This is a genomic window from Streptomyces sp. NPDC101165 (assembly GCF_044768135.1).
Classification (GTDB): Bacteria; Actinomycetota; Actinomycetes; order Streptomycetales; family Streptomycetaceae; genus Streptomyces.
Map to the genome: position 1 here is coordinate 36,354 of NZ_JBIWPG010000004.1, position 26,476 is coordinate 62,829.

The following is a 26,476-nucleotide window of genomic DNA, read 5'->3' on the forward strand; positions in this document are numbered from 1 at the left end:
CATGGCGGCCCCCACCGAGACAGCGCCGGTCGGCGACTTCGACGACACCGACCGCGCGAGTCTGCTCGACACCTGCCGCGAGGGCCACGCGCGGGCCGGACGGGACGGCCGCCCGGTGCTCGTCAGCTGGGCGAAACCATTGCCGGCCGTCGACCCGATGGCGGTATGGCGCCGTGCCCGCCCGCTGACCCGGCGCTCTCTGCTGTGGCGGTCGGCGTGGGACCAGGGCTGTGTCGTCGCCCTCGACACGGCACACGAGCTGCCGGGCCGGGGCGCCGCTCGCGTCCAGTCCGTCCGGTTCGCCTGGGCACGGCTCTCGCGCGACCTGGTCCACGGCGGCACCGCCGACCCCGCACAGCCCTCGGGCGACGGCCCGCTGGCGATCGGCGGGTTCGCGTTCAGCCCCGACGGCACCGGACCGGAAGGGCGGCTGCCCGACACCCTGGTCTGGGTGCCCGCGTTCCAGCTCCGCTCCCGGGCGGCCGACGCCGGTGACCGTCCGGGCCCGGCCGAACTGCGCCTGAACGCCGTCCTGACCCGGGACGACGACCCGGAGCAGACGGCCAAGGAACTCGGCCGGATCGCCGAGCTGTACCTCGCCGCCGAGGACGAGCCCGGCGTGCCGTCGACGCCGACGGCACGGCGCACCTGGCACAGCACCGAGAAGCCGGCCGCCGAGGACTGGCGGGACCTGGTCCGCCGCGCCACCGGCCGGATCCGCGCCGGGGACTTCGAGAAGGTGGTCCTGGCACGCGAGGTGCAGGTCACCGCGTCCGCCGCCTTCGACATACCGGCCGCGGCGGACCGGCTGCTGGCCGCCAACCCCGGCACCACCGTCTTCGCGGTCGGCCACGACGAGTACACCTTCCTCGGCGCCACCCCCGAGTACCTGGTCCGCGTCGAGGGCCGTGACGTACACGCCCTGGGTCTGGCCGGAACCACCCCCCGCGGCGGCACGCCCGAGGAGGACGCGGCCCGCGAGCGCGAGCTGGTCGGCAGCGCCAAGATCCAGCACGAGCACGATGTCGTGGTCCAGATGCTGCGCGACGCGCTCGCCGACGGGTGCGTCGAGGTCACCGCCGAGACACCGCCCCGCGTGGTCAAGCTCGCCCATGTGCAGCACCTGTCCACCAAGGTCCGCGGGAGACTGGGCGCGGACAGCGGCACGGGCATCCTCGACTTCGTGGAGGGGCTGCATCCGACGCCCGCGCTCGGCGGCCAGCCGCGTCGGGAGGCGCTGAGCTGGCTCACCGAGAACGAGGGCTTCGACCGCGGCTGGTACGCGGGCGTGGTGGGCTGGGCCGATCCGTCCGGACAGGGGCAGTTCGCCGTCGCCATCCGCTCCGCCCTGCTGGCCGGGGCCTCCGCGTCGCTGTACGCCGGCTGCGGTCTCGTCGCCGACTCCGACCCCGCGGTGGAGTACGCGGAGACCTGCGCGAAGCTGCGCCCGATGCTGTCCGCGCTGGAGATCGAGTGACACCGACACGCGAACCGGCCCAGCGCGCCGATGTCCTGCCCGAGCTGCCGGCCGGCCGGCTCGACGCGCTCCACGCGGAGCTGACCGCCCTGGGCTCGGTGGTCGTGGCGTTCTCCGGAGGCGCCGACTCCGCGCTGCTCCTGGCGGCCGCGCTGCGCGCGCTCGGCCCGGACCGGGTGCTCGCCGCCACCGGCGACTCGGCCAGCCTGTCGCGCACCGAGCGCGCCGCGGTCCAGGACATCGCCCGGGAAATGGGCGCGCGCCACACCTTCGTCCCCACCCACGAGCTGGACTCGGACGGCTACCGGGAGAACTCGCCCGCGCGCTGCTGGTTCTGCAAGGACGAACTGGCCGGACGGCTGCGCGCGCTCGCCGCCGAGCAGGGCTTCGCGCACGTGGCGACCGGGACCAACGCGGACGACCGGGTGGACCGGTTCCGCCCCGGTATCCGGGCCGCCGCCCGGCACGGCGTGGTCACACCGCTGGCCGACGCCGGACTGACCAAGGACCAGGTCCGCGCGGTGAGCCGTGCCTGGTCCCTGCCGACCTGGGACAAACCGGCCTCGCCCTGTCTGTCCAGCCGGGTCGCCTACGGACTGGGTATCACCCGGGAGCGGCTGGCCCGGATCGACGACGCCGAGCGGTCGCTGCGGGCCAGCCTGCGGCGCGCGGGCATCGACAGCTACAACCTGCGGGTGCGTGACCTCGGCGAGCGGGCCCTGATCCAGGTCGACCGGTCCGCGGTGCCCGCCGTACAGGCCTGCGCGGACGCGCTGGACTCCGTACGGCGCGCGGGCTTCGCCACCGTGGACGTCGACCCGCGTGGATTCCGGTCCGGCTCGCTCAACGAGACCTCGGGGACCGGGACGGACGAGGAGCGGCCGAACCATGGATCGTGACGAGGTGCGGGCCCTGCTGGAGCGGGTGTCCGCGGGCACGGCGACGACCGACGAGGCGCTGTCGACGCTGGTGCGCGGACCGCTGGGCGGCGGTGCCGGAACCGGCGCCGAGGACCTCGGCTTCGCCCGCCTGGACACCCATCGCGCCCTGCGCACCGGCGACCCCGAGGTCGTCTACGGCGCGGGCAAGACAGCGGACCAGAACGTCGCCCTGCTCCGGGCGCTGCGGGAACAGCCGGGACACCGCTCGGCGCTGGCGACCCGGCTGACGGACGAGGCGCTGCGGGCGATCGGCGAGGCGTTCCCCGACGCGCGGATCGATCCGGTGGCCCGCTGCGCCGCCCTCGGCGAGCGGGCGGACTCGGGCGGCAGGGTCCTGGTGGTCAGCGCCGGGACCTCGGACGAACCGGTGGCCCGTGAGGCCGCCTTCGTCGCGGCCGAGTTCGGCTGCGCCACCGGCCAGGTGCGCGACGTCGGTGTGGCCGGCATCCACCGGGTCCTCGCAGTACGGGACGAACTGGACGCCGCGGACTGTCTGATCGTGGTGGCCGGCATGGACGGCGCCCTGCCCAGTGTGGTCGCCGGGCTGGTCGGCGTGCCGGTCGTGGCGGTGCCCACCAGCGTGGGCTACGGCTGCGCCCTGGGCGGCATCGCGCCGCTGCTCACCATGCTCAACTCGTGCGGCCCCGGTGTGCTGGTGTGCAACATCGACAACGGGTTCGGCGCGGCCGTCGCGGCGGCCCGGATGACCCGCCGCATGGTGCGGGCCCGGGCGGCCGAGCCGGGGCGGGTGAGCGCGTGAGCACGCGGACCACCGCCTGGTTCGACTGCTCGTCCGGGGCGTCCGGGGACATGCTCCTGGGAGCCCTGATCGACGCCGGGGCCTCCCCGGCGGCGGTCCGGCGGGCCGTCGAGGCGGTCGCACCCGGTGCGATCACCCTGCGGACCGAGCAGGTCACCCGCTGCGGACTGGCGGCCACGAAGGTGCACGTGGACACCGCCGTCCAGCCCCCGCACCGCACCTGGCGATCCATCCGGACACAGCTGGCGGAGGCACAACTGCCCGAGCCCGTGCGGGAGTCGGCGCTGTCCGTCTTCTCCCGGCTGGCGCACGCCGAGGCGGCCGTGCACGGCATCGCCGTCGACGACGTCCACTTCCACGAGGTCGGCGCGCTCGACGCGATCGGGGACGTGGTCGGCGCCTGCGCGGCCTTCCATGAGCTGGGCATCGGCACGGCGACAGCGACCCCCCTGACCCTGGGCGGCGGCCGTACCCGCAGTGCCCACGGGGAGATCCCGGTGCCCGTGCCGGCGGTGCTGCGGCTGCTCGCCGATCACGGGGCACCGGCGCACTCCGGTGACCTGCCCTTCGAGATGTGCACCCCGACCGGCGCCGCACTCGTGCTGGAGTTCTGCTCGGGGTGGGGCGGTCTGCCCCCGCTGCGGGTGCTCGGCACCGGCACGGGCGCCGGCACCCGGGACCTGCCGGGCGTCCCCAACGTCGTACGGGTGGTCCTCGGCGAGGAGCGGCAGTCGACACCGGCGGCCCGGGAGGCGATGGTCGTCGAGGCCAACGTCGACGACCTCGACCCGCGGATCTGGCCGCGGGTCCTGGCCCGGCTGATGGACGACGGCGCCTTCGACGCCTGGCTCACCCCCGTCCTGATGAAGAAGGGACGGCCCGCGCACACGCTGTCGGTACTCTGCCCGCCCGCGCTGCTGCCGGCCGTCCGGGAGACCGTGCTGACCGAGACCCCCACCCTCGGGCTGCGCGAGTACCCGGTGGCCAAGCGCGAACTGGAGCGGGCGTTCGTCACCGTCGACGTGGCCGGTGCCGCCGTCCGGGTCAAGGTCGGCTCCTACCGGGGGCGCGTCGTCAACGCCCAGCCGGAGTACGAGGACGTGGCCGAGGCGGCGCGGCAACTGGGCATACCGGTCAAGCGGGCGCTGGCGAAGGCGGTGGCCGCGGCCGAGGACACCATCGACAAGCAGGAACGGGAGCTGGACCGATGAAGAAGGTGATCGTCGTCGGTGGCGGTCTCGCCGGGCTGCGCGCGGTCGAGGCACTGCGCGAGCGGGGCTTCGAGGGGGAACTGACCCTCGTGGGGGCGGAGATCCACGAACCCTACGACCGGCCGCCGCTGTCGAAGGCCGTGCTGTCCGGGGAGAGCGGGGACACGACGTTCCCCGTCGACTGGGGACGGCTGGGCTGTGCGCTGCGGCTCGGGCACCGCGCCGAGGAACTGCGCCCGCACCCGGACCGGCCCGGCGGGGTGCTGCGGACGTCCGCCGGATCGCTGGACTTCGACGGGCTGGTGATCGCCACCGGTGCCGCGCCGATGAGGCTGCCCGGCACCGGACCCCAGCACGTCCTGCGGACGGTGGACGACGCGCGGGCACTGCGGGCCGCCTTGCACGAAGGCGCGCGGGTGGTGATGGTCGGCGCGGGCTGGATCGGGGCCGAAGTGGCCACACTGGCGGCCCGGCGGGGCTGCCGGGTGACCGTGCTGGAGGCGGGTGACGCCCCGCTGGCCGGGGTGCTCGGCAGCCCGGCCGGCGCGCTGACCGCCGGCTGGTACGCCGAGGCGGGCGTCGAACTGCGGTGCGGGGTCAAGGTCGTCTCGGTCGACCACGGCGGACTGACCACGGCCGACGGGGAGTTCCTGCCGGCCGACGCGGTGGTGGCCGGCATCGGCGCCCGCCCGGAGGTCGCCTGGCTGGAGGGTTCGGGGCTGGACCTCGACCGCGGGATCGTCGTCGACGGCTCGCTGCGCACGTCCCGGCCCGAGGTGGTGGCGGTGGGGGACTGCGCCGCCTGGTGGTCGGCGCGCTACAGGCGACGGCTCCTGGTCGAGCACTGGGACACGGCCCTGAACGCTCCCGCCGTCGCCGCCGCCGCGCTGCTGGGCCAGGACGCCGCGTACGACCCGGCACCGTACTTCTGGTCGGAGCAGTTCGGCCGGATGGTGCAGTACGCCGGTCATCACCAGGCCACCGAACGGATGGTGCTGCGCGGCTCTCCCGACGACCCCGACTGGGCCGTGCTCTGGTTCACCGGCGACCGGCCGACGGCCCTGCTGACCGTCGACCGCCCGCGCGACATGGTCCAGGGCCGCCGGCTGATCGAGGCCGGAACCGCGCTGGACCCGGACCTCGCCGCCGACCCCACAGTGCCCCTGCGCAAGGCGGTACACGCCTGAGGAGGCCGTGCCGGCGGGGCCCGTGGCGCGGCGGTGTCGCACGGGGCCCGCCGGCCGGCGTGGGATCAGCCGTGCCGGACGGTGAAGGCGGCCGCTGCCGTGAGGAACGCGTCGTTCTCCGTGGGGGAGCCGATCGACACACGGACCCCGTCGTCGGCGAAGGCCCGCACGGCGACGCCCGCGGCCGCGCAGGCGGCGGCGAAGGCGGCGGACCGGTCGCCCAGCTCCAGCCAGAGGAAGTTGGCCTCGCCGGCGGGTACCGTGTAGCCCTGCTCGATCAGTGCCGTGCGGACGCGTCCGCGTTCCTGGACCGTGGTCTCCACCCGTGCCATCAGCTCCGCCTCCGACCCGAGCGCGGCGAGCGCGGCGGCCAGGGCGACGCCGTTGACGCTGAAGGGGAGATGGGCTTTGCGGACGCCCGCGATCAGCGCCGGGTCGCCCACCGCGTAGCCGACGCGCAGCCCGGCCAGGCCGTACGCCTTGGAGAAGGTGCGCAGCACCAGCACGTTGGGCCGGCCCGCCAGCAGGGTGAGCCCGTCGGGCACGCGCTCGTCACGGACGTACTCGCGATAGGCCTCGTCGAGGACCACCAGGCAGTCGGCCGGCACCCGGTCGAGGAAGGCCGCCAGCTCGGCCCGGTGCACCGCCGTACCGGTCGGGTTGTTCGGGTTGCAGACGAAGACCAGACGCGTCCGCTCGGTGAGGGCGTCCGCCATCGCGGCGAGGTCGTGCACCCCGTCCCGCAGCGGAATCTGGACGGACGTGGCGCCCGACAGCGCGGTGAGGAGCGGATACGCCTCGAACGACCGCCACGCGTACATCACTTCGGCCCCCGGCTCCGCGACGGCCTCCAGCAGCATCTGGCAGATCCCGACCGAACCGCACCCCACCGCGACGGCGTCCTCGGCGACACCGAGATGCCGGGAGATCTCGGCGATCAGCTCGGTGGCGGCGTCGTCCGGATAGCGGTGGACGCCCAGCGCGGCCTCGCCGATCGCCTTCACCACCGCGGGCGGCGGCTCGTAGGGGGATTCGTTCGACGCCAGCGGATACGACCGCCCGTCGGGGGAGCGCACCGCCCCGCCCGGCTTGTAGCTCACGATCCTGTCGAGCACCGGACGCAGACGCGCCGCAGGCTCGGTGCGAGGGGTTTCGTGGGTGGGTTCGGACATGCACTCTCCAACTTCGGGTTCTCCCGAAGACCTTCCGCGCGCGACAAGCGCATCCGGAAGCCGGAACACGAGACCTGGCAACTAGCTGCCATCCGGGGTGACGCGCGGGGCGCCACGCGTGATCCTCGTCCTCCAACACCGTCTTTCACCCCCGGGTCCTCGCACCCGCCTTGATCCGAGGCCCGTGCGGGGCACTGCGAGCTGGGAGCGCTTTTCCATGTGCGGCATAGTCGGCCTTGTCTCCTTCACCCAAGACCTCTCGCACCGGCCCGACCTGGCCGAGTCGATGCGTGGCGCGCTCGCTCTGCGCGGTCCGGACGAAGTGAGCGACTGGTCCTCCCCGAGAGCGCTGTTCGTGCCCCGCCGGCTGGCCGTGGTCGACCTGGAGGGCGGCCACCAGCCCGCCGTCGCGACGGACGAGGCCGGCCGCGAGACCGTCGTCCTGAGCTACACCGGCGAGGTCTTCAACTTCACCGAGCTCCGCGACGAACTGCGCCGCCGCGGCCATCAGTTCCGCGACCGCAGCGACACCGAGGTGGTGCTGCGCGCCTACCAGGAGTGGGGCCCGGCCTGCGCCGAACGGCTGCGCGGCATGTTCGCCTTCGCCGTGTGGGACGTGCGGCGCGAGGAACTCGTCCTGATCCGCGACCGCTTCGGCATCTATCCGCTGTTCTACGCCGAGACACCGGACGGCTTCGCCTTCGGTTCCGAGCCCAAGGCGCTGTTCACCACAGGACTGGTCGACCCGGTCGTGGACCGGGCCGGCCTGCTGGAGGCGCTGTCCTTCACCCCCACGCCGGGCCTGTCGGTGTTCCGGCACACCCGTGAGGTGATCCCGGGCGAGGTGGTCCGTTACTCGCGCGCGGGCGTCAGCCGCGCCCGGTACTGGAACTTCACCCCCCGCGAGCACACGGACGACCTCGCCACCACGGAGCGGACCGTGCGCGAGATGCTGGAGGACATCATCCGGCGACAGGTGACGGCGGACGTGCCGATCTCCTCCATGCTCTCCGGCGGCCTGGACTCCAGCGCGGTCTGCGCCCTGGTCAACCGCTCCCTGGGCGGCAACGAGCAACTGCGCACCTTCTCGATGGAGTTCGCCTACCACCTGGAGAACTTCCGCCCCGACGAGGTGCACGACTCCCCGGATGCCCCGTACGTCGCCAAGATGGCCGCGCACCTGGGCAGCGAGCACCGAGAGCTGCTGATCGACAGGGACCACCTCGCCGACCCCGAGGCCCAGGCGGCCGTGGTGCGGGCCCACGACCGGCCCGTCGCCGGACTCGACATGTACGTGTCGCTGTACCGGCTCTCCCAGGAGGTCCGCCGCTTCTGCACCGTCACCCTCACCGGCGACGGCTCGGACGAGCTGTTCGGCGGTTACATGTGGTTCCACGACCCGTTCTACGTGAAGTCCCGGACCTTCCCCTGGCTCGGCGCCTCCCACCGGATGGAGTTCCTGTCCGGACTGCTGGACCGCGAGCTGTACCACGAGCTCGACTTCGCCGGGTACACGCAGTCTCGCTACGAGGAGGCGCTCGCCGAGGTCCCGCTGACCGGTGAGGAGTCCGCACACGAGCGCCGGATGCGGGAGATCACGTACCTCAACATGACCCGCTACCTGCGGGTCATCCTGGACCGCAAGGACCGCCTCGGGATGGCCGCCTCGATCGAGGGCCGGGTGCCGTTCTGCGACCACGAACTCGCCGAGTACGTCTACAGCGTGCCGTGGGAGATGAAGGTCGCCGACGGGCGGGAGAAGAGCCTGCTGCGCGCCGCGGTCCGCGATCTGCTGCCGCAGTCGGTGCTGGAACGCAAGAAGTCCCCGTACCCGACCGTCCAGGACCCCGCCTACCGCACGGCGCTGCGCGCCCAGCTGAAGGACATCACCACGCAGTCCGGGGCCCGGGTGAACGACCTGCTGGACCCGGCGCGGGCCGAGTCCGTCCTCGGCGACCCGACCTTCGGCCTGCGGGCCGGCGTGACCCGGATGAGTATCGAGGCGGCGGTGCAGCTGCACCACTGGTTCGAGTCCGGTGTGCGGGTCGAGCTCTGATGCCGCTCATCGACCTGCTCGTCACCGCCGGCGAGAAGTACGCGAGCCGGATCGCGGTGGTGCACGCGGACACCGAGTACACCTACGCGCAGCTGGACAGCGCCTCCGCCCGGATCGCGGCCGGGCTGGCCGAGCGGGGCGTGGTTCCCGGCCAGGCGGTCGGGGTGCTGGCGGCGCGCGGCTGGTGGCGGTGCGCCGCCGTGCTGGGCGTCTGGCGCGCCGGCGCCGCGGTCGTCGCCCTGGACCCGGGCCTGCCGGCACAGCGGCTGGCCCGGATCACCGGGGCCGCCGGCGTCCGGCTGGCGCTGACCGACGGCGGGTCGCCCGCCGTCGGCCTCGGCCCGGAGGTGACCGTGCTGGCGGCCGGGGAACTCGCCGTGGCCACCGGCCCGGACCCGGCGCCCGACGTGACCGGTCCGGTCGCCTACGTCGTCGCCACATCCGGCTCCACGGGTACGCCGAAATGCGTGGCGGTCCCGCCCGTGGTGCTGGAGGATCTGGCGGCCTGGCACCTGGACGCCTGGGACCGGCCCGAGCCGCCGCGCACCGTGCACGCCGCGTCGGTCGGTTTCGACGTCGGTTTCCAGGAGCTGGTGGCGACCTGGGCCGCGGGCGCGACGCTGGTCGTGGCCGACGACGTGACACGCCGGGACCCGTTCCTGCTCGCGGCCCTGCTGGAGCGGTACGACATCGCCCGCGCCTTCCTCCCGGTTGCCTCCCTGCACGCCCTGGCCGTCGCGGTGCCGGTGACCGGCCACCGCCTGCCCGCGCTGCGGGAGGTCGTCGTCGCGGGAGAGCGGCTGGTGGTCAACGAGGAGGTACGCGCGCTGTTCGCGGGCCTCGACGCGACCCTGGTCAACCAGTACGGCCCCAGTGAGACCCATGTGGTGACCGAGTACCGCCTGCCGGCGGATCCGGCGGTCTGGCCCGCGCACCCGGCGCTGGGCGGCCCCGTGGCCGGGGCCGGCCCGACGCGGCTGCGGGAGGGGATCCTCGGGCCCTTCGAGGAGGGCGAGGAGGCCGAACTCGTCGTCACCGGCCGCTGCCTGGCGGCGGGTTACCTCGGCGACGAGCGGCTGACCGAGGAGCGGTTCCGCGAACTGCCGTACGTCACCGGCGGCACCCGGCGCGGCTATCTCACCGGCGACCTGGTGCGCCTGGAGAACGGTCTGCTGCACTTCGTGGGCCGGATCGACGACCAGCTCAAGGTGCGCGGATACCGCGTGGAGCCGGGTGAGATCGAGGCCGTCCTGAGTGCGGTCCCCGGCGTGCGCAGGGCCGCCGTGGTCGGACACGGAGTGGGCCGGACGACGGCGCTGCACGCCTACGTCGTACCGGCCGCCGAGGACGGCGCCCACGAGGACGGCGCCCACCGGTTGGACACCGCGACACTGCGGGCCGCCTGCGCCGCCGCCCTGCCCGACTACATGGTCCCGGCCCGCTTCGTCGTCGTGCCGGAGCTGCCGTTGACGGCCAACGGGAAGATCGCCCGGCGGGAACTGCCGGGCACGGCGAGGACGGGGACGGCGAGGGCGGGGACGGCGGGGGCGGACCGTGGCTGAGATGACGGAGGCGGCCGGCGCCGCACCGCACCTGGTGCGGCTGTCCCCGGCGCAGGAGGCGATGTGGCTGGAGCAGCAACTGCATCCGCGGTCCATCAACGGCGGCTTCCTCTCGGTCCTCGTCACCGGCGAGGTGACCGCCGAACAGGTGCGGGCGGCCTGCCTGACCGTGTGCGAGGACAACCCACAGCTGCGCGGGCTGGTCACCGACACCACCGAGGCCCGGCTGGCCGTCCACTCGGCCCAGGCCGTGCTGCAGTTCGAGGAGCGGCCCCTGGCGGCCGCGCCGGGCGAGGAGCTCACGGCGGCCCGTGCCTGGTACCGGGAGCACCGCGTCGGACCCTGGGACCTGACCACCCGCTCGCCCATCACCTTCTCCCTGCTCACCCACGCCCCGGACCGGCACACCCTGGTCGTCGGCGTCCACCACATCGCCTTCGACGGACGCTCCAAGTTCGTCTTCGCCCGTCAGTTCCTGCGTGCCCTCGCCGGCGTCCGGGCGGTCGGCCCCCGGCCCCCGCGCGAGCAGCGGACGGTGCCCGAGCACCCGGCGATCGACGAGGAACTGGAGCAGGTCGTCCGGTACTGGCTGACCGCCGACCTGGCGACCCTCCCCGGCCTCGTTCTGCCCAGGGCCGCCGGGACCGAGCCGGACGGCAGGGTACGGCCGACGCCCCGCTTCGATCTGCCGGCCGAGCACTGCGCCCGGCTGCGCGAGCTGACCCGGAGTGCGGACGTCAGCTTCTTCACGGGCCTGGTCGCCTGTGCCGCGGCGGTGCTCCACGAGTACGGCAACCGCCGCTTCGTCCTGGGCATCCCGGTGGACACCAGCATGCCCGAGACCAGGGACCACATCGGCCTCCAGGTCAACGTCGTCCCCTGTCTGATCGAGGTGGGGCCCGAGGCGACCTTCCGGGACCTGCTGGCGAGCAGCGGGGAGGCACTCGGCCTCGTCCACCGGCACCGCCGGGTCCCGTTCAGCTGGGTGCTGCGCGAACTGCGCCGGCGGCACGGCGTGGATGTCAGCCAGGGCGCCTTCGACCGGATCGGGGTGTCGTACCCGTCGGTCGCGCGGGATCTCGGCGAGGTGCCGGGGCTGGAGTTCGACTGGGACTTCTTCGCCCCCAACTCGACGCGGTCCTTCGATCTCATCCTGCAACTGCGTCGCGAGGGCGACGCGGCCTACGGGCGCCTGGACTTCACCCCGGCCGCCCTCGACCGGGCGGGCGCGGCCCGGTTCACGGCCGACGTCACCCGGCTGCTCGACGTGCTCACCGACCGGCCCGACGCACCGCTGCACACCCTCGCCGAGACATGCGTACGCCCCGCCGGGACGCGCGTACACCCCGCCGAGGCGGACCAGCCGCCCGTCGCGCGCGGGTCGTTCCCCGAACTGGCCGCCGTGGCGGCGGCCGGACCGGCCGGCACGCCGGTCGCCCACTGCCCGGTCGAGCAGTTCCTGCCGACGCCGGCGGTGGCCGCGTATTCCGCCGCGGGCGGCCGTGTCCTGCTGGATGTCGTCGACCCCGTCGTCGGGCGGCTCGGCGTATGCGCCTGGCGGGCGGGGGACCCGTACGGTATGTGGCTCACCGACCCGGCCCCCGGCCGTCGGCTGCGGGTGACCGACCCCGCCGGGCGCACCCTGCCGCGCGGGGTCGCGGGACTGCTCGGTGTCGCCGACGACCCGCGCCCCGGCGTGTTCCGCGCCTGGATCGACCCTGAGGACCGTGTCCGCCTGTCGGGAACGGCGGACCAGATACGGCACTGGATCGGGCGCACCCTGGACCGTGCCGAGGCCGAGGCGGCGATCGCCGCGTTGCCCGGGGTCCACGAGGCCGCGGTCGTCGTCGCCTCCGGCACCGGGGGAGCGCCCAGGGTCCGGGCGGCCGTCGTGCCGTGCACGGGCGCGGACACCGAGGCCCGCCTCTGGCGCCGCGTCGTCCGCCGCGCCTGGCCCGCGGGCTGGCCGCCCCCCACCGTGCACGTCCTCGACAGGCTCCCCCGGCTGCCGTCCGGCCCGGTGGACGCCGCCGCGCTGTCGGCGCTGGTGGAGGAGTGACCTCCGGGTTCCCGGAGCAGGGCCCACGGCGGCCGCCGCCGGGGGCCGGTCAGTCGGCGAGGCCCAGCAGCTGCAGTTGCTCGCGGGCCTCGGGAATGTCGAACGCGCCCACGGACTCGCACAGCCGCAGCGTGTGCCGTCCCGCGTCCCGCACACCCGCGGTCAGGACCTCCTCGCGGTAGCAGTCGCGCAGGACCTCCTCCGCCCGTTCGGCGGGCATGCCGACCGAGAGCAGAGCGGCCCGCACCGGGGCGATGTCCGGTCGCAGGCAGTCGTTCACGAAGTGCGGCATGCTGCACGCCACCTTCACCCGTGTCGCCGGCGTCAGACTCGCCCACAGCTCCTTGAAGTAGCGGGCGAAGTAGGCGTGGTGGTGCACCTCGTCACGGACGTGGTCGCCCACGACCTCGCGCACCACCCTGAAGACCGTCTCGTCGCGCGGTATGCGGGCCAGCATCCTCGTCACCACGGTCTCGAAGGCGACCACCTGGAGGATGTGCGCCAGTGTGCCGTGGTCCGGCAGGAACACCCGCCCGGTCCGGTCCAGCCGGGCCATGCGCGGGCCGAAGTCGTACGGCAGCACGGGTACCGCCGTGGCCTTCTCCACCTGCTGGACCACGTCAAGGCTGAACAGCGCGTGGTAGGCCTCGTCGCTGTAGATCTTGAGCGCGTCGAGCCGGGCGTCGGGACCGAGTTCGACGTCGGTCTCCCCGTGCGCCACGAGTGCCGCTCCCCGGTTGACCACCTTGGTCTCCAGGTGCGAGGTGAACAGCATGTACTGGTAGAAGTGCTGGGTGAGCAGGGCCCGGCGGATGTCCGCCCCGGCGCCGGCCAGCCCCTCGTGGTGCAGATGCGGGACAAGGTGCTCGGGAAAGACCGTCAGGCCGGCCTCGCGGTCCTCCTCCAGCATCCGGCGCGGGCCACCGCGCACGCCGGCGCTCTCGTACCAGTCCGGGGCGACCCTGGGCTCCGTCATGACCTTCCGATCCGCTCTGTGAACGCCTCCGCGATCTGCTCCACGGCGGGAGAACCGAGGACCTCGATGTGCGTTCCCGGCACCCGGCGCAGCTCCAGTTCCCCGCTCAGCCCCTCCCAGCTCGCGGCGAGCGCCTCCGGGTAGCCGGCCGGGTTGTCCGCACACAGGAACAGCTGGACCGGCGCGGCCGTCTTCGCCGGATCGCACTCGGCCACCAGCCCGAGCAACCGGCCCCAGTCCCGCAGCATTCGCGCGGCCTGGTCCGCCGGCGTCTCGCGCAGCAGGTCCAGGTCCACGCCGAAGCGCCGCATCAGCAGCCGCTGTTCGGCGGTGGTCCCCAGCACCCCGGTGCCGTCCCGGCTCACCGACTCGGCGAGCGCGAACAGCTCCGATCCGGTCGCGGACATCCGCTCGGCGTCGTCGTCGGTGCGCTGCGCGAGCGAGTCCAGCAGGGCCACCAAGGCGACGTCGTGGCCGAGTTCGGTCAGCCGGTCGGCCACCGAGTGGGCCAGCACACCGCCGAGCGACCAGCCCAGCAGCGCGATCCGCCGGTCGGGCAGGGCCTCGGCCAGGGTGGTGGCGTACCGGTCCACCAGGTCCGCGTAGGAGGCATCGTCGGGGTGGACACCCGCCACCCGCTCCAGGCCGACGACCTCCGTGTCGCCGGGGAGCAGGGCGACCAGCTCGCCGTAGCACATGAGGGTGCCGCCGACCGGATGGATCAGCGCCACCGCCACGTCGCCGGGACCCGACGCGGGAGTCCGCAGCCGCACCAGGCCGCCGGGCTCGGCTGCGGCGCCCTCGGCTAGGACGCGGGCCAGCGCCGCCACCGTCGGGTTGTTCATGAACACGCCCACGCCGAGCGGCCGGCCCAGCTCCTCGGCGACCCGGGTCACGAGCCGTACCGCCAGCAGCGACTGGCCGCCGAAGTCGAAGAAGTTGTCGTGCCGGCCGAGGCCGGGCACTCCGAGCAGTTCCTCGAACAGCTCCACCAGCCGCCGCTCGACCGCGTCGCGGGGCGCCTCGTCGTCGGGACCGGCCGGTTCCTGCTCCGCCTGCGGACGCACGGCGGTCAGCACGGACGTGTCAAGACGGCCGTCCGCCCCGGTGGGGAGCGAGTCCAGGACCACGATCCGCTGGGGGAGGAGGTGAGCCGGCACCCGGGCCCGCAGATGGGCCGACAGCTCCCGCTGCCCGGGCCGTTCGGCCCCCGGACGCGGCACGACGCAGGCCACGGCCTGTTCGCCGCCCTCGCTCCCGTCGCCGCGCACCACCGTGGCGGCCAGCACCCCGGGGTGGGCCGCCAGGGCCGCCTCGGCGGGGTCCCGCCACAGTTCGAACCGCCCGTCCAGGGCGAACCGGCCCCGCTCCCCGGTCGGCACCAGCTCCCCGGTCGTCGGATCCTGGGCGTGCACGGCGCCGTAGAACCCGAGGGGCAGCGGACGCAGCCGCTCGTCCAGCACGTACCGGCCGGCCTGCGCGCCGAGTGCCCCGACCCGTTCGCGTTCCTGATCGTCCATCAACTCCACGTCGCCGACCGGCGCGTCCGGGTCCGACAGCAGGCCGTCGAGCAGCCGCAGGAACACCGAGACCAGCCGTTCGGCCGTCGCCCGGGAGAACCGCTGCGCGCTGTAGGCGAAGTCGCCCTTGAGTACCCCGTACTCGTGCAGCAGGGTGAGTGCCAGATCGAAGTGCGAGGTCGGCCACGGGAACGGCAGCGGCTCCACCGTGAGACCGGGCAGGCCCCAGTCCTGTTCGACCTTGCGGCGGTTGAAGACCAGCGCCACCTGGAACAGCGGGTTGCGCGTGGACTCCCGGGACGGCCGGGTGGCGTCCACGACCGCCTCGAAGGGCACATGCTGACGCTGGAGACTTTCGAGCACGGTCCGCCGGGAGGCCTTGAGCAGCGCCGCGAAGCTCTGCTCCGGGGCGACCTCGCCGCGCAGCACGACCGTGTTCTGGAAGAAGCCTACGGTCTCGGCGAAACGCTGGTCGATCCGGCCGCTCATCGGCGTGCCGACCGCGATGTCCGCTGCACCGGTCCACCGGTGCAGCAGCACCAGCAGCGCGGCGTGGAACACCATGAACTCCGAGACCCGGTGCGAGCGGCTCACCTCGGCGAGCCGCGCGGAGACGGCCTCGGGCACCGTGAAGCCGACCCGGTCACCGGTGAACAGCCCATGGTCCTCGGGGACATGCTCCTCGGGCAGCGGCAGCACCGGCAGCCCGGCCAGCCGCTCCTTCCAGAACCGCAGGCCCGCAGGGTCGGACTCGGTGAGCAGCCCGGAGCAGAAATCGGCGTACGAGTGCTCGGGCCCCGACTCGGGAAGGGCGGCCGGATCGGCGTACAGCCGGTGCAGTTCGCCGGCCAGCGCGGTCGCCGCGACCTCGTCGATGATCAGGTGGTGGAAGCAGAGCGCCATCGCGTGCTCCTCGGGCCCCAGCTCCACCACGTCGACGCGCAGCAGCGGGCCGCGCACCACGTCGAAGGGCCGGCCCGCGTACCGGACGACCTCGGCGGCGGCCGTGGGCAGGTCCGCGCCCGGCAGCCGGGTCCAGTTCACCTCGACCCGGGGCGCCGAGGCCGCCGGGTGGATCACCTGGAGCACCTGGCCGTCGCTCTCCCGGACCGTCAGCCGCAACGCCTGATGCCGGGCCACCAGGACGTCCACCGCGTCCTGCAGTCGCGCACGGTCCAGGCCGCCGCGCACCCGCAGCACGATCGGCACGTTGTACACCGCGCTGTCCGGGGCCAGGCAGTGCAGGAAGTACACCCCTCGTTGCTGGGGCGTCAGAGGCAGCACCAGGGGTGCCCTCGTCATGGGGTTCTCCTTCTGGGGATGCGGTGGCCTGCCGGAGCGTGGCGGCGCGTCACTCCGCAGCGGCGGACGCGGAGTGCGTCTGCGCGGCGGGTCCGGGCTGCGGCGCGGTCGTGAAGGTCCGCACCCGCAGGCCGAGATAACAGGAGCTGCCCACGATCAGGACGACCATGACGCCCAGCAGCACCCGGTAGTCGACGGCGGCGATCAGCGCGGCGCTGGTGGCCACGGCCAGCACCTGGGGCGCGGTCGCAAGCATGCTGGCGGCCGACGCGACGCGGCCCTGGAGTCCGTCCGGGGAGTTGCGCTGCACGGATGTGTACAGCCCGACGACCGCGCCGGGGATGCCCAGGCCGATCACGAACACGCCCGCCAGCGCCACCGCCACTCCGGGCAGGATGAGCAGGGCGCAGCCGAGGCCCATCGTGCCGAGCCCGAGGACGGTCAGCATCGCCTCCCGGCCCGGACCCACCCGCTTGAGCACCCGGCCCCCGGCCACACCGCCCAGCACCGAGCCGACACCCTTGGAGACGGTGAGCACACCGACGAACGTCGCGCTGCGGTGCAGTCCCTCGTCGGCGACCGCGTAGATCAGGGTCTCGATGAAGCCGAAGCCCAGCAGGCCGAACCCCATGGCCACCGACACCGCGCGCAGCCGCGGGGTACGCGCCAGGTGCCGTACGCCGGCCAGGAGTTCCTGGCTGAGCCGGCCGTCCGGACGCTGCGGCTCGGGCTCGTCCACCCGTACCGCGAGCACACACACGGCGCACAGCAGGAAGGTCACCACCTCCAGGGCGGCCACGGCGCGCGCGCCGACCATGGTGTACAGAAGCGTGCCGACGGCGGGCGCGACGAGCATGCCGCCCTCCTGGAGCGTCCGCATCAGCGCGTTGGTGGTCCCCAGGTCGTCGGGCGGGACCAGACGGGTGAGCAGCGCGCTGCCCGCCGCGTTGTGCATGCCGACGCCCAGGCCGATGCCGAACAGCACCAGATACAGCAGCCACGCCTGGTCCTTGTCCTGGACGAGGAAGGCGAGGCAGACCCATCCGGCAAGGACGAAGTTGATCAGTGCGATCAGCGGCCTGCGCCGGTAGCGGTCCACGGCCAGACCGAGGAACGGGGCGCCCAGCCGGGGCACCACATACGCGGCGAAGGCCAGCCCGGCCGCGCCGTTCGAATCCGTCAGGTCCTTCATCCAGATGCCGAGGGCGATCCACAGCGCGGCGTCGCCGAACAGCGAGACGCTGGTCCCGGCGATCCACAGCCGGACGTCCCGCTTCCCCGGGGTCCGGGCCTGGGGCGCTTCAGAATCGGTCGGCATGGGCCTTCTCCAGTTCGGTGGTGAGTTCGTCGACCGTGGGGTGGTCGAACACCATCAGCGGGGAGACCTCGACACCGAGCCGCTCCTCCAGCAGAACCGTGAGCCTGGTCGCCACCAGCGAATCCCCGCCGAGGTCGAAGAAGTCGTCGTCGGGTCCGATCCCGTCGATGCCGAGCACCTCGGTCCAGACCGCGGTGACGGTGTCCGCCAGCCGGTCGCGCACCTCAGACATAGTTCTCCTTACGTCGCCACTCGGGGGTCGGCAGGGCGGTCCGGTCGACCTTGCCGTTGGCGGTGACGGGCAGCGCGTCGATGGCCGCGAAGAGGGTCGGGACCATGTAATCGGGCAGCTTTCGGCGCAGCGAGGCGCGCAGCGCCCGGCGGTCCAGCGGGCCGGTGACGGTCACCCAGGCGACCAGCTTCGGATCGCCGACGAGGTTGGTGCGCACGCCCACGACGGCCTGCCCGATGTGCGGATACTCCGCCAGCAGGTTCTCGATCTCGCCCGGCTCCACGCGGTGCCCGAGCAGCTTGACCTGTCCGTCGATCCGGCCGAGGAACTCGTGGGCACCGTCGGCCCGGCGGCGGGCCAGGTCGCCGGTGCGGTACCAGGTGCGTCCGGAGTCGTCCGCGACGAACCGCTCCGCGGTCAGATCCGGGCGGCGCCAGTAGCCGAGGCCGACCCCCGCCCCGGTGATCCACAACTCGCCCTCCGCGCCCTCGGGTACGACCGCGCCGGAGTCGTCCCGCAACTCCACCTCGGCGCCCTGGACCGGCACGCCGATCGGCACCGAGCGGGGGAACTCCTCGTCCGGCGCGATCCGGTGGCACAGCGAGAAGGTGGTGGCCTCGGTCGGGCCGTAGCCGTTGACGATCTCCAGGCCCGGGGCGGACTCCCGGAGCCGGCGCACGTGCTCCACGGACAGCACGTCACCGCCGGCCAGCACCACCCGCAACGAGCCCAAAGACCGTGCCGAGAAGTCGATCTGACGGTGGAAGAGTGCGGCGGTCAGCCACAGGACGCTGATCCTCCGTGCCCGCAGCAGCTCGCCCAGCGAGGCCGGGTCGAGCGGGCCGGGCGGTGCCACCTCCAGCCGGGCGCCGTTGAGCAGGGCACCCCAGATCTCGAAGGTGGCCGCGTCGAAGGCAACCGGGGCGAGCTGGAGGAGCCGGTCGCGGGCGTCCAGCGTCACGTAGTTCGGTTCCCGCACCAGGTTCAGCACCGCCCGGTGCGGCACCATGACGCCCTTCGGCCGGCCCGTGGACCCGGAGGTGTACATCACACAGGCGACGTCCTCCGGGGCGGCCCGGAGCGCGGGGCCGGAGCCGGCGTCCGCACCGGGCTGGTCGTGGCGGAGCACCGGCACGTCGTGGGCGGCCAGCACGTCGCCGCCCGCCGCGTCGCACAGGGCGAGCCGCACCTCGGCGTCCGCGACGATCCCCGCCAGCCGTTCGGGCGCTTCGCCCAGGTCGACCGGAAGGTACGCGGCCGACGCCTTGAGCACCGCGAGCAGACCGACGACCAGCGCGGCCGACCGCTCCAGGCACACCAGGACCCGGTCGCCCGGCAGGACACCCCGCGCGATGAGCGCTCGTGCCAACGCGTCCGACCGGCGGTCGAGTTCGCGGTAGCTCAGCTCCGCGTCCGCGGTGGCGACGGCGATCGCCTCCGGCGTGCGGGCGGCCTGCCGGCGGAACGCCTCGGCGATGCTGCGGGGCGGCTGCGCCGGGATCGACTCGACGGTGGTCACGACCGCGCCACCTGCCCGGCGTGGTCACGGAAGAGCCGCAGCCGGTCCTCGCCGATCCGCTCACGCAGCCCGGGGTCCTCCACGCCCTGGCCCTCGGCGGTCGCCAGGTTCAGCAGGCCCACCTTGCCCTCGTGCGCGTTGAGCTGCACCGAGCGGGTGGCTTCCGGCGCCTGTTCCAGCGGGAAGACCCGGGACAGCGCGGGCACGACCATGCCCAGCCGCAGCAGCCGGTTCGCCTCCCACGCCTCGTCGATGTTCGCGCCGTGGCTGCCGATGACCCGCTTGAGCTTCATCCAGAGGTAGCGGTTGTCGTAGACGTGCCGGTACCCGCTGCTGGAGCCGCACGTCACCACCACACCGCCGCGCCGCACCACGTTCACCGAGGTCTCGAAGGTGGACCGGCCGACGTGCTCGAAGACGACATGCGGGTCCTCGCCGAGTTCCTTGCGGATGACCGAGCCCAGCGCCCGCCACGCCGACGCGTCGTCGTCCTGGTCGCCCAGGCCCACACTGTTGCGGTCGATGACGAGATGACAGCCCAGCCGGTCCACGAGGTCGCCCTTGTCGCCGGAGCCGACGACGCCGACGGCGATCCCGCCCGCCTGGCGCACGAGCTGCACGGCGTAACTGCCGAGCCCGCCGGCCGCACCCCACACCAGCACGACGTCCCCGGCCCTGATCCGGGCGCCGTGGTCACCGATCAGCATGCGGTACGAGGTGCCGAGGCACAGCGTGTTGCAGGCGGCCTCCTCCCACGACAGGTGCGGAGGCTTGGGGACGAGCTGGGAGGCGCGGACCACGGCGAAGTCGCCGAACGCGCCGAAGTTGGTCTCGAACCCCCAGGCGAGCATGCCCGTGGTCAGCATTCCGTCCCGCTGGGCGACCGGATCCTGCTCGTCGATGTAGGGCGGGTTGACCACCACCCGGTCGCCGGGCGCCCAGTGCCGTACGGCACTGCCCACCCGGACCACCACGCCGGCCGCGTCGGATCCGACGACCTGGTAGTCGCGGTCGTGCCGTGCCTCCCAGCGACCCTGGCGGGCGAAGTGGCGGAGGAAACGGAACGTGGAGAGCGGCTCGTACAGTGCGGACCAGACGGTGTTGTAGTTGACGGCCGATGCCATCACCGCGACCAGCACCTCGTCCGGCGCCAGCTCCGGCATGGGGACCTCACCGACGTGCAGGGTGCGCCGTACGTCCTTGGCACGGCTGTCGACGCCCTGGAACAGCTGCTCGTCCTCGCGGCGCAGGAAGACCGCGCGGTAGGACTCGGGGACCTGGCAGGCCAGCAGTTCGTCCGGGTCCGCGCCGTGCTGGACCGCCTCGATCAGATTCGGCATGAGTGGGTACTCCGCTGGGGGTGGGGTCGCGTCAGGACTGGTGTGTGGCCGACGCGTTGTCCGCCGGTCGCATGGCGGCGCACAGCTGCCCGATGGTGGCTCGCCGCCGGACTGCCTCGATGAGAGCCGGCAGGACGTTGCGACCCGCGCGGGCGTCGTCGCGCAGCCGGGCGAGCTCGGGCTCGCAGGACGGGCGTTCGACATCGCGTCGGCCGCCGGTCGTGGTGTGGCGTTCGGCCTGGAGCAGCTGTCGCTCGGACGCCGAGGGGGAGGTCTCCAGCACGCCCACGGTGGGCCCGGGGTCGCGGAAGGCCAGCTCCTCGATCTGCCCCTCCAGCCAGCCGCTGCGGATACAGGCCGCGATACCGCCGCGTTCCTCGATCCGCTCCAGCCAGTCGTCGACGTCCTTGCCCAGTTCCTCGACGAGTGCCTCGATCACGTGGGAGCCGCCGAGCGGGTCGGTGTAGCGGGCGAGGTCGGTCTCGTGGGCGAGGATCTGCTGGGTGCGCAGCGCGATCCGGGCGCCCAGCGGACCGGGGGTCTGTACGGCCTCGTCGAAGCTGCACACGTGCAGCGACTGGGTGCCGCCGAGCACGGCGGCGACCGCCTGGAGGGTGGCCCGGACGATGTTGTTGAGGGGTTCCTGGTAGGCGAGGGCCGATCCGAACGTGTTGACCTGGGCTCGCAGCTTCATCGCCCGGGACGAGGTGACGCCCCAGCGGTCGCGCATCCGCTCGGCGTACCGCCGGCGGGCGACCCGGAGCTTGGCGGCCTCCTTCAGCACCTCCATGTCGGTGCCGAAGATGAAGCTGAACCGGGAGGCCACCTGCTCGGCCGGGTGACCGCGCTCGACCATCCCGGCCAGGTAGGCGTCGACGCTCGCCAGTGCGCAGGCGACCTCCAGCGCGGCGTCCGCCCCGGCCTCGCGGGCATGCCCGCCGGAGACGGAGATGGGGTTGACGCCGGGCAGGTGCTCCACGCAGTACTCGACGACGTCGAGGGCGTAGCGCACGCTGGTGTCGAGGTCGTAGACGTAGGCCTTGCGGGCGAGGAACTCCTTGAGCATCTCGTTCTGCAGGGTGCCGCGCAGGGCGGCGGGGTCCACGCCCGACTCCTCGGCGGCCACGATCCACATCGCCAGCAGCATCGGGGCGGTGGCGTTGATGGTGAAGGACACCGAGACCCGGTCGAGCGGGATCTCCGAGAACACCGTCTTCAGGTCGTCCACGGTGGCGACGGAGACACCGGTGCGTCCCACCTCGCCGTCAGCGGCGGCGTCGTCGGGGTCGAGGCCGAGCTGGGTGGGCAGGTCGAAGGCGAGCGACAGGCCCGTCTCGCCCATCTCCAGGAGGTACTTGAAGCGGCTGTTGGTGGTCTCGGCGCTGCACAGACCGGCCAGTTGCCGCATGGTCCACAGCCGTGTCGTGTATCCGCCCGGGTGCAGCCCGGCGTCGTAGGGAAACTCTCCCGGTATGCCCATGGGTCATACCTGGGACGCGTCGTGGATCGTGTCCAGGACCGATACGGCGAACTCGCGCAGCTCCGGGTATTCGAAGACGTTGAGCAGCGGGATGTCCGCGCCGAACCGGGTGCGCAGTGCCGCCACGATCCGAGTGGCGACCAGCGAGTCGACGCCGAGTTCGAGGAGATTGTCGTCGAGGTTCACTTCGGGATGACCGAGAGCCTCGGCCGTTACGGCCAGTACGGCGATTTCGACATCGGCAAGGGTGACCGAAGCAATGGACATTCCGTCATCCGTTTCTGCCCGCTGCCTCGTGCGCGCGGCACGGAATAGCGGGGGACAAGTCCCTTGCGGGGCTAATGGGCTCGACACGGGTGCGGCCCCCGCACAGGGGTCCGCACCGGGTCCGTGATCTGCTGATCAACTTAGAAGTCCGAACGTCGCGGCAGCAACAGGTCTCGGGTGGCAAAGTCGGCAGAAACCTGCCAGGGCCCGGCCCTGGTCTGCCGCGGTCCGGTCAGTTCGCGGACAGCAGACCCAACGCGGCGGCCTTCAGGCCCGCCTCGAAGCGGGTGTTGACGTCCAGGGAGCTCAGGATGGCCGCGACGTGCCGCCGGTAGGTGCGGACGGACACGTTCATCTGCCGTGCGGCCGTGTCGTCCTTCGTGCCCGAGCCGAGCATCCGCAGCACTTCCCGCTGGGCGTCGTCCAAGCTCAGCGGACGGGCCGAGGGGGGCGGCAGCAGTTCCTTGGCGTGCCCCCACAGCACCTGATGGAACTGGTAGAGCGCGGCGGTGGCCTCGTGGCGGGCGAGCAGGATCTGTGGCTGTCCGTCCTGCCCCGCCGCGCGGACCAGGGCGAGTTCGGTGCCCAGCAGGGTCAGGTCGGGCAGTGGCGCGTCGGAGACACGCAGGTGCACCCGCCGGGCCGAGTCGCCGTGGAGCAGAGCGCGCGTGCCGGTCTTGGGCACGGCGTTCCGGGCGGCCAGCAACCGCAGGCCGTGGCCGCGTTCGAGGACTTCGGTGCGGATCAGGCGCGAGAAGTCCGAATTCGGATGGCGCATGACCTCGGTGGCGAAGCGCCCGCTCAACTGTATGCATCCTCGGGTGTGCGGCGCCTCGGCGAGTGCGTGGCGGAATACCTCGCAGACCGTGGTGCCGTCGAGCGGGCACACAGGTTCAATTGAAAGTTGCACGGAATCGTGCGCAGCGGCGAGCACGCGTTCCTGTGGATCCGCTATTTGAAGAGACACGATTCCCCCGGGTCTCGATTGTCGCTCTTGGGTGGCAGAGTTCGGCGACCGATGCATTCGGGACGGAAGGGGTTGCCCATTCGCCCTGCAGTCGATCATGAGCGTACGGCAAGGATGATTATCGGTCGACGGCTCGAATGCCGTATGTCGGTTGCCGTACGGAATGATCGCCCGTGACGCTTGTAGATCGCCTTTGAGTTGTGACCCACGTCTCAACTACCCTTCGTGTCGACCTCATTACCCTGCGCACCAGAAGGTGGCACCAGCGATGGCCCGACACACTTCCTCCCAGCACCCCACGGCGCAGCGCGCCCTGATCGCCCTCGCGACCGCCGGAGCAGCCCTGGGCACGGGTGCGGCGACGGCACACGCGGCCGCCGCCCCGGTCCTCGACGTGCCGTGGCGTCCCACCGCGCTCGGCAAGGTCGACCCCAAGGCGGGTCTGACGGCCCTCACCGGGACGGTCGGCTACGTCACCGGCCCGGTCTCCGGCCTCAAGCCCAACCCGCTCGCCGGTACCGGCGTCGACCCGCTCGACAACGGCGTGGGCACCCAGGTCGCCGACTTCAAGCCGGTCGGCACGCAGATGCTGACGGGTCCGGTCGCGCAGGCCCGGTCGCTGAACGCGGTGCCGGGAGTGGGCCTGGTGACCGGTCTGCTGGGCGGCGGTACGGGCGCCCCGCTGGGCTGAACCCCGGCCGGTACGAGGAGAGCCGCGCCGCCCCCGGACGGAGGGGTGGCGCGGCTCTCCGGCTCTGCGCGGCCGTCAGGCCGTCAGGCCGTCAGGCCGTCAGTACGACGAACCCGACGCGCCCAGCGAACCCGTCGGGTGCCAGACCGTCTTGGTCTCCAGGAATGCCGTCATGCGGTCGATGCCGGGAGTCGCCGACCAGTCGTCCACAGGCTGTGGACGAAGGACGCGCTTCAGGTTGTCGGCCGCGGCGATCTCCAGCTCCTTCGCCAGGACGTCGTCGGCGCCGGCGAGGTCGATCGCGTTGACGTCCTGGTGCGCGGCCAGCGGGGCCGCGATCTCCGCCGTGGCGCCGGAGAGGACGTTGACCACACCGCCGGGCAGGTCCGAGGTGGCCAGCACCTCGCCCAACGACAGGGCGGGGAGCGGGGACTTCTCGCTCGCGATCACGATCACCGTGTTGCCGGTCGCGATCACCGGGGCGATCACGGACACCAGGCCCAGGAAGGAGGACTCCTGGGGGGCGAGGACGGCCACGACGCCCGTCGGCTCCGGCGAGGAGAGGTTGAAGAACGGGCCCGCCACCGGGTTCCCGCCGCCCACGACCTGGGCGATCTTGTCGGTCCAGCCGGCGTACCAGACCCAGCGGTCGATCGCGGCGTCCACCTGGGCGGCGGCCTTCGACTTGGACAGGCCCTCCGCGTCGGCGACCTCGCGGACGAACTGCTCGCGACGGCCCTCCAGCATCTCCGCGATGCGGTAGAGGATCTGGCCGCGGTTGTACGCGGTCGCGCCGGACCAGCCGCCGAACGCCTTGCGGGCGGCGACGACCGCGTCACGGGCGTCCTTGCGGGAGGACCGGGGAGCGTTGGCCAGCCAGTTGCCCTTGGAGTCCGTCACCTCGTACACCCGGCCGCTCTCGGAACGCGGGAACTTCCCGCCGACGTACAGCTTGTAGGTCTTGAAGACCGACAGCCGCACGTCGGTCTTTTCCGTCTTGTCAGACATCGAGGTACGCCTCCAGGCCGTGGCGGCCGCCCTCGCGGCCGAAGCCCGACTCCTTGTAGCCGCCGAACGGCGAGGTCGGGTCGAACTTGTTGAACGTGTTGGACCAGACGACGCCGGCGCGCAGCTTGTTCGCGACGGCCAGGATCCGGGAGCCCTTCTCGGTCCAGATGCCGGCGGAGAGGCCGTACTGGGTGTTGTTGGCCTTGGCGACGGCCTCGTCGGGCGTGCGGAAGGTGAGGACCGACAGCACCGGGCCGAAGATCTCGTCGCGGGCGATGGTGTGCGCCTGGGTGACGTTCGTGAACAGCGTCGGGGCGAACCAGTAGCCGGAGGCCGGCAGTTCGCAGGCGGGGGACCAGCGCTCGGCGCCCTCCGCCTCGCCCTGCTCGACGAGCGAGGTGATGCGGGAGAGCTGCTCGGCGGAGTTGATCGCGCCGATGTCCGTGTTCTTGTCCAGCGGGTCGCCGAGCCGCAGGGTCGACAGGCGGCGCTTGAGGGAGTCCAGCAGCTCGTCCTGGATCGACTCCTGGACCAGGAGACGGCTGCCCGCGCAGCAGACCTGGCCCTGGTTGAAGAAGATGCCCGTGACGATGCCCTCGACGGCCTGGTCGATCGGGGCGTCGTCGAAGACGATGTTGGCACCCTTGCCGCCCAGTTCGAGGGTGAGCTTCTTCCTCGTGCCCGCGACGGTGCGGGCGATCTCCTTGCCCACGGCCGTGGAGCCGGTGAAGGCGACCTTGTTGACGTCCGGGTGCCCGACGAGCGCGGCACCCGCGTCGCCGTAGCCCGGAAGGATGTTGACGACACCCTTAGGCAGGCCCGCCTGGCGGCAGATGTCCGCGAAGAAGAGCGCGGAGAGCGGGGTGGTCTCGGCGGGCTTGAGGACGACCGTGTTGCCGGTCGCCAGCGCCGGGGCGATCTTCCACGCCAGCATCAGCAGCGGGAAGTTCCAGGGGATGACCTGGCCCGCGACGCCCAGCGGGCGCGGGTTCGCACCGAAGCCGGCGTGGTCGAGCTTGTCCGCCCAGCCCGCGTAGTAGAAGAAGTGCGCGGCGACCAGCGGGAGGTCCGCGTCGCGGGTCTCCTTGATCGGCTTGCCGTTGTCCAGCGTCTCCAGGACGGCCAGCTCCCGGCTGCGCTCCTGGATGATCCGCGCGATGCGGAACAGGTACTTGGCGCGCTCGGAGCCCGGCAGCGCCGACCACTTCTCGAACGCCTTGCGGGCGGCCTTCACCGCACGGTCGACGTCGGCCTCACCCGCCTGGGCGACCTCGGAGAGGACCTCCTCGGTGGACGGGCTGACCGTCTTGAAGACCTTGCCGTCGGCCGCCTCGGTGAACTCGCCGTCGATGAACAGGCCGTAGGAGGGGGCGATGTCGACGACGGAGCGGGACTCGGGCGCCGGTGCGTACTCGAATGCGGATGCCATGA

Annotated in this window: 21 protein-coding genes; 9 read left to right on the forward strand and 12 right to left on the reverse strand. The window is 72.8% G+C overall.

What is annotated here, in order from left to right; genetic code table 11:
* Position 1 precedes the first annotated feature (1 nt).
* Genes ACIRVH_RS09320 through ACIRVH_RS09340 form a run of 5 tightly spaced genes read left to right on the forward strand, consistent with a single transcriptional unit; the run spans position 2 to position 5,576 of the window.
* On the forward strand, positions 2–1,477 hold the full coding sequence (locus ACIRVH_RS09320) for an isochorismate synthase MenF (RefSeq protein WP_403950051.1): 1,476 nt from the start codon (positions 2–4) through the stop codon (positions 1,475–1,477).
* On the forward strand, positions 1,474–2,376 hold the full coding sequence (gene larE, locus ACIRVH_RS09325) for an ATP-dependent sacrificial sulfur transferase LarE (protein ID WP_403950053.1): 903 nt from the start codon (positions 1,474–1,476) through the stop codon (positions 2,374–2,376). Before ACIRVH_RS09320 ends, larE begins: the two co-directional genes overlap by 4 nt.
* The gene (gene larB, locus ACIRVH_RS09330) at positions 2,366–3,178 is read left to right on the forward strand and encodes a nickel pincer cofactor biosynthesis protein LarB (protein WP_403950056.1); all 813 of its coding nucleotides are present in this window, start codon (positions 2,366–2,368) and stop codon (positions 3,176–3,178) included. Before larE ends, larB begins: the two co-directional genes overlap by 11 nt.
* Entirely contained in the window at positions 3,175–4,389 is a 1,215-nt protein-coding gene (gene larC / locus ACIRVH_RS09335; protein WP_403950059.1) for a nickel pincer cofactor biosynthesis protein LarC, read from the forward strand. The genes larB and larC overlap by 4 nt, the downstream gene beginning before the upstream one ends.
* Positions 4,386–5,576: an NAD(P)/FAD-dependent oxidoreductase gene (locus ACIRVH_RS09340; RefSeq protein ID WP_403950061.1), complete on the forward strand. Its 1,191-nt coding sequence runs from the start codon at positions 4,386–4,388 to the stop codon at positions 5,574–5,576. The genes larC and ACIRVH_RS09340 overlap by 4 nt, the downstream gene beginning before the upstream one ends.
* Positions 5,577–5,641: 65 nt before the next feature.
* On the opposite strand, the gene hisC is transcribed toward ACIRVH_RS09340, so the two are convergent.
* Positions 5,642–6,748 carry a histidinol-phosphate transaminase gene (hisC, locus tag ACIRVH_RS09345; RefSeq protein ID WP_403950064.1) on the reverse strand — a complete coding sequence of 369 codons (1,107 nt, stop codon included), beginning with the start codon at positions 6,746–6,748 and terminating at the stop codon, positions 5,642–5,644.
* Between the two features lie 217 nt (positions 6,749–6,965).
* Between hisC and asnB the strand changes: the two genes are divergently transcribed.
* From asnB to ACIRVH_RS09360, 3 genes are read left to right on the forward strand one after another with little or no spacing between them, the layout of a single operon-like run.
* On the forward strand, positions 6,966–8,804 hold the full coding sequence (asnB, locus tag ACIRVH_RS09350; protein WP_403950067.1) for an asparagine synthase (glutamine-hydrolyzing): 1,839 nt from the start codon (positions 6,966–6,968) through the stop codon (positions 8,802–8,804).
* Positions 8,804–10,366 (forward strand): AMP-binding protein, encoded by a 1,563-nt coding sequence (locus ACIRVH_RS09355; RefSeq protein ID WP_403950070.1) that lies wholly within the window; start codon positions 8,804–8,806, stop codon positions 10,364–10,366. The genes asnB and ACIRVH_RS09355 overlap by 1 nt, the downstream gene beginning before the upstream one ends.
* Before the next feature lies 1 nt (position 10,367).
* On the forward strand, positions 10,368–12,425 hold the full coding sequence (locus tag ACIRVH_RS09360) for a condensation domain-containing protein (protein WP_403950961.1): 2,058 nt from the start codon (positions 10,368–10,370) through the stop codon (positions 12,423–12,425).
* A gap of 49 nt (positions 12,426–12,474) precedes the next feature.
* Here the strand turns inward: ACIRVH_RS09360 and ACIRVH_RS09365 are convergent, their stop codons facing one another.
* The 9 genes from ACIRVH_RS09365 to ACIRVH_RS09405 all read right to left on the reverse strand — a co-directional run bounded on the left by ACIRVH_RS09365 (position 12,475) and on the right by ACIRVH_RS09405 (position 23,184).
* Positions 12,475–13,401 carry a diiron oxygenase gene (locus tag ACIRVH_RS09365; protein ID WP_403950072.1) on the reverse strand — a complete coding sequence of 309 codons (927 nt, stop codon included), beginning with the start codon at positions 13,399–13,401 and terminating at the stop codon, positions 12,475–12,477.
* Positions 13,398–16,223 carry a condensation domain-containing protein gene (locus ACIRVH_RS09370; protein WP_403950074.1) on the reverse strand — a complete coding sequence of 942 codons (2,826 nt, stop codon included), beginning with the start codon at positions 16,221–16,223 and terminating at the stop codon, positions 13,398–13,400. The genes ACIRVH_RS09365 and ACIRVH_RS09370 overlap by 4 nt, the downstream gene beginning before the upstream one ends.
* Positions 16,224–16,272: 49 nt before the next feature.
* Positions 16,273–17,541 carry an MFS transporter gene (locus tag ACIRVH_RS09375; RefSeq protein WP_403950076.1) on the reverse strand — a complete coding sequence of 423 codons (1,269 nt, stop codon included), beginning with the start codon at positions 17,539–17,541 and terminating at the stop codon, positions 16,273–16,275.
* The gene (locus ACIRVH_RS09380) at positions 17,525–17,773 is read right to left on the reverse strand and encodes an acyl carrier protein (protein WP_403950078.1); all 249 of its coding nucleotides are present in this window, start codon (positions 17,771–17,773) and stop codon (positions 17,525–17,527) included. The genes ACIRVH_RS09375 and ACIRVH_RS09380 overlap by 17 nt, the downstream gene beginning before the upstream one ends.
* Positions 17,766–19,292, reverse strand: coding sequence for an amino acid adenylation domain-containing protein (locus ACIRVH_RS09385; RefSeq protein WP_403950080.1), 1,527 nt, complete (start codon positions 19,290–19,292; stop codon positions 17,766–17,768). Before ACIRVH_RS09385 ends, ACIRVH_RS09380 begins: the two co-directional genes overlap by 8 nt.
* Positions 19,289–20,632, reverse strand: coding sequence for a crotonyl-CoA carboxylase/reductase (gene ccrA, locus ACIRVH_RS09390; protein WP_403950083.1), 1,344 nt, complete (start codon positions 20,630–20,632; stop codon positions 19,289–19,291). Before ccrA ends, ACIRVH_RS09385 begins: the two co-directional genes overlap by 4 nt.
* Before the next feature lie 31 nt (positions 20,633–20,663).
* On the reverse strand, positions 20,664–22,112 hold the full coding sequence (locus ACIRVH_RS09395; RefSeq protein WP_403950085.1) for a methylmalonyl-CoA mutase family protein: 1,449 nt from the start codon (positions 22,110–22,112) through the stop codon (positions 20,664–20,666).
* Positions 22,113–22,115: 3 nt separating this feature from the next.
* A complete protein-coding gene (locus tag ACIRVH_RS09400; protein ID WP_403950088.1) occupies positions 22,116–22,379 on the reverse strand; it encodes a phosphopantetheine-binding protein in 264 nt (87 codons plus the stop codon).
* 232 nt (positions 22,380–22,611) lie between these two features.
* The gene (locus ACIRVH_RS09405; protein ID WP_403950090.1) at positions 22,612–23,184 is read right to left on the reverse strand and encodes a response regulator transcription factor; all 573 of its coding nucleotides are present in this window, start codon (positions 23,182–23,184) and stop codon (positions 22,612–22,614) included.
* A gap of 430 nt (positions 23,185–23,614) precedes the next feature.
* Between ACIRVH_RS09405 and ACIRVH_RS09410 the strand changes: the two genes are divergently transcribed.
* On the forward strand, positions 23,615–24,037 hold the full coding sequence (locus ACIRVH_RS09410) for a hypothetical protein (RefSeq protein WP_403950092.1): 423 nt from the start codon (positions 23,615–23,617) through the stop codon (positions 24,035–24,037).
* Between the two features lie 99 nt (positions 24,038–24,136).
* Here the strand turns inward: ACIRVH_RS09410 and ACIRVH_RS09415 are convergent, their stop codons facing one another.
* Both ACIRVH_RS09415 and ACIRVH_RS09420 read right to left on the reverse strand, forming a co-directional pair.
* Complete coding sequence (locus ACIRVH_RS09415) at positions 24,137–25,045, reverse strand: aldehyde dehydrogenase family protein (RefSeq protein ID WP_403950094.1); 909 nt, start codon at positions 25,043–25,045, stop codon at positions 24,137–24,139.
* Positions 25,038–26,474 carry an aldehyde dehydrogenase family protein gene (locus ACIRVH_RS09420; protein WP_403950097.1) on the reverse strand — a complete coding sequence of 479 codons (1,437 nt, stop codon included), beginning with the start codon at positions 26,472–26,474 and terminating at the stop codon, positions 25,038–25,040. The genes ACIRVH_RS09415 and ACIRVH_RS09420 overlap by 8 nt, the downstream gene beginning before the upstream one ends.
* Positions 26,475–26,476: the final 2 nt, after the last annotated feature.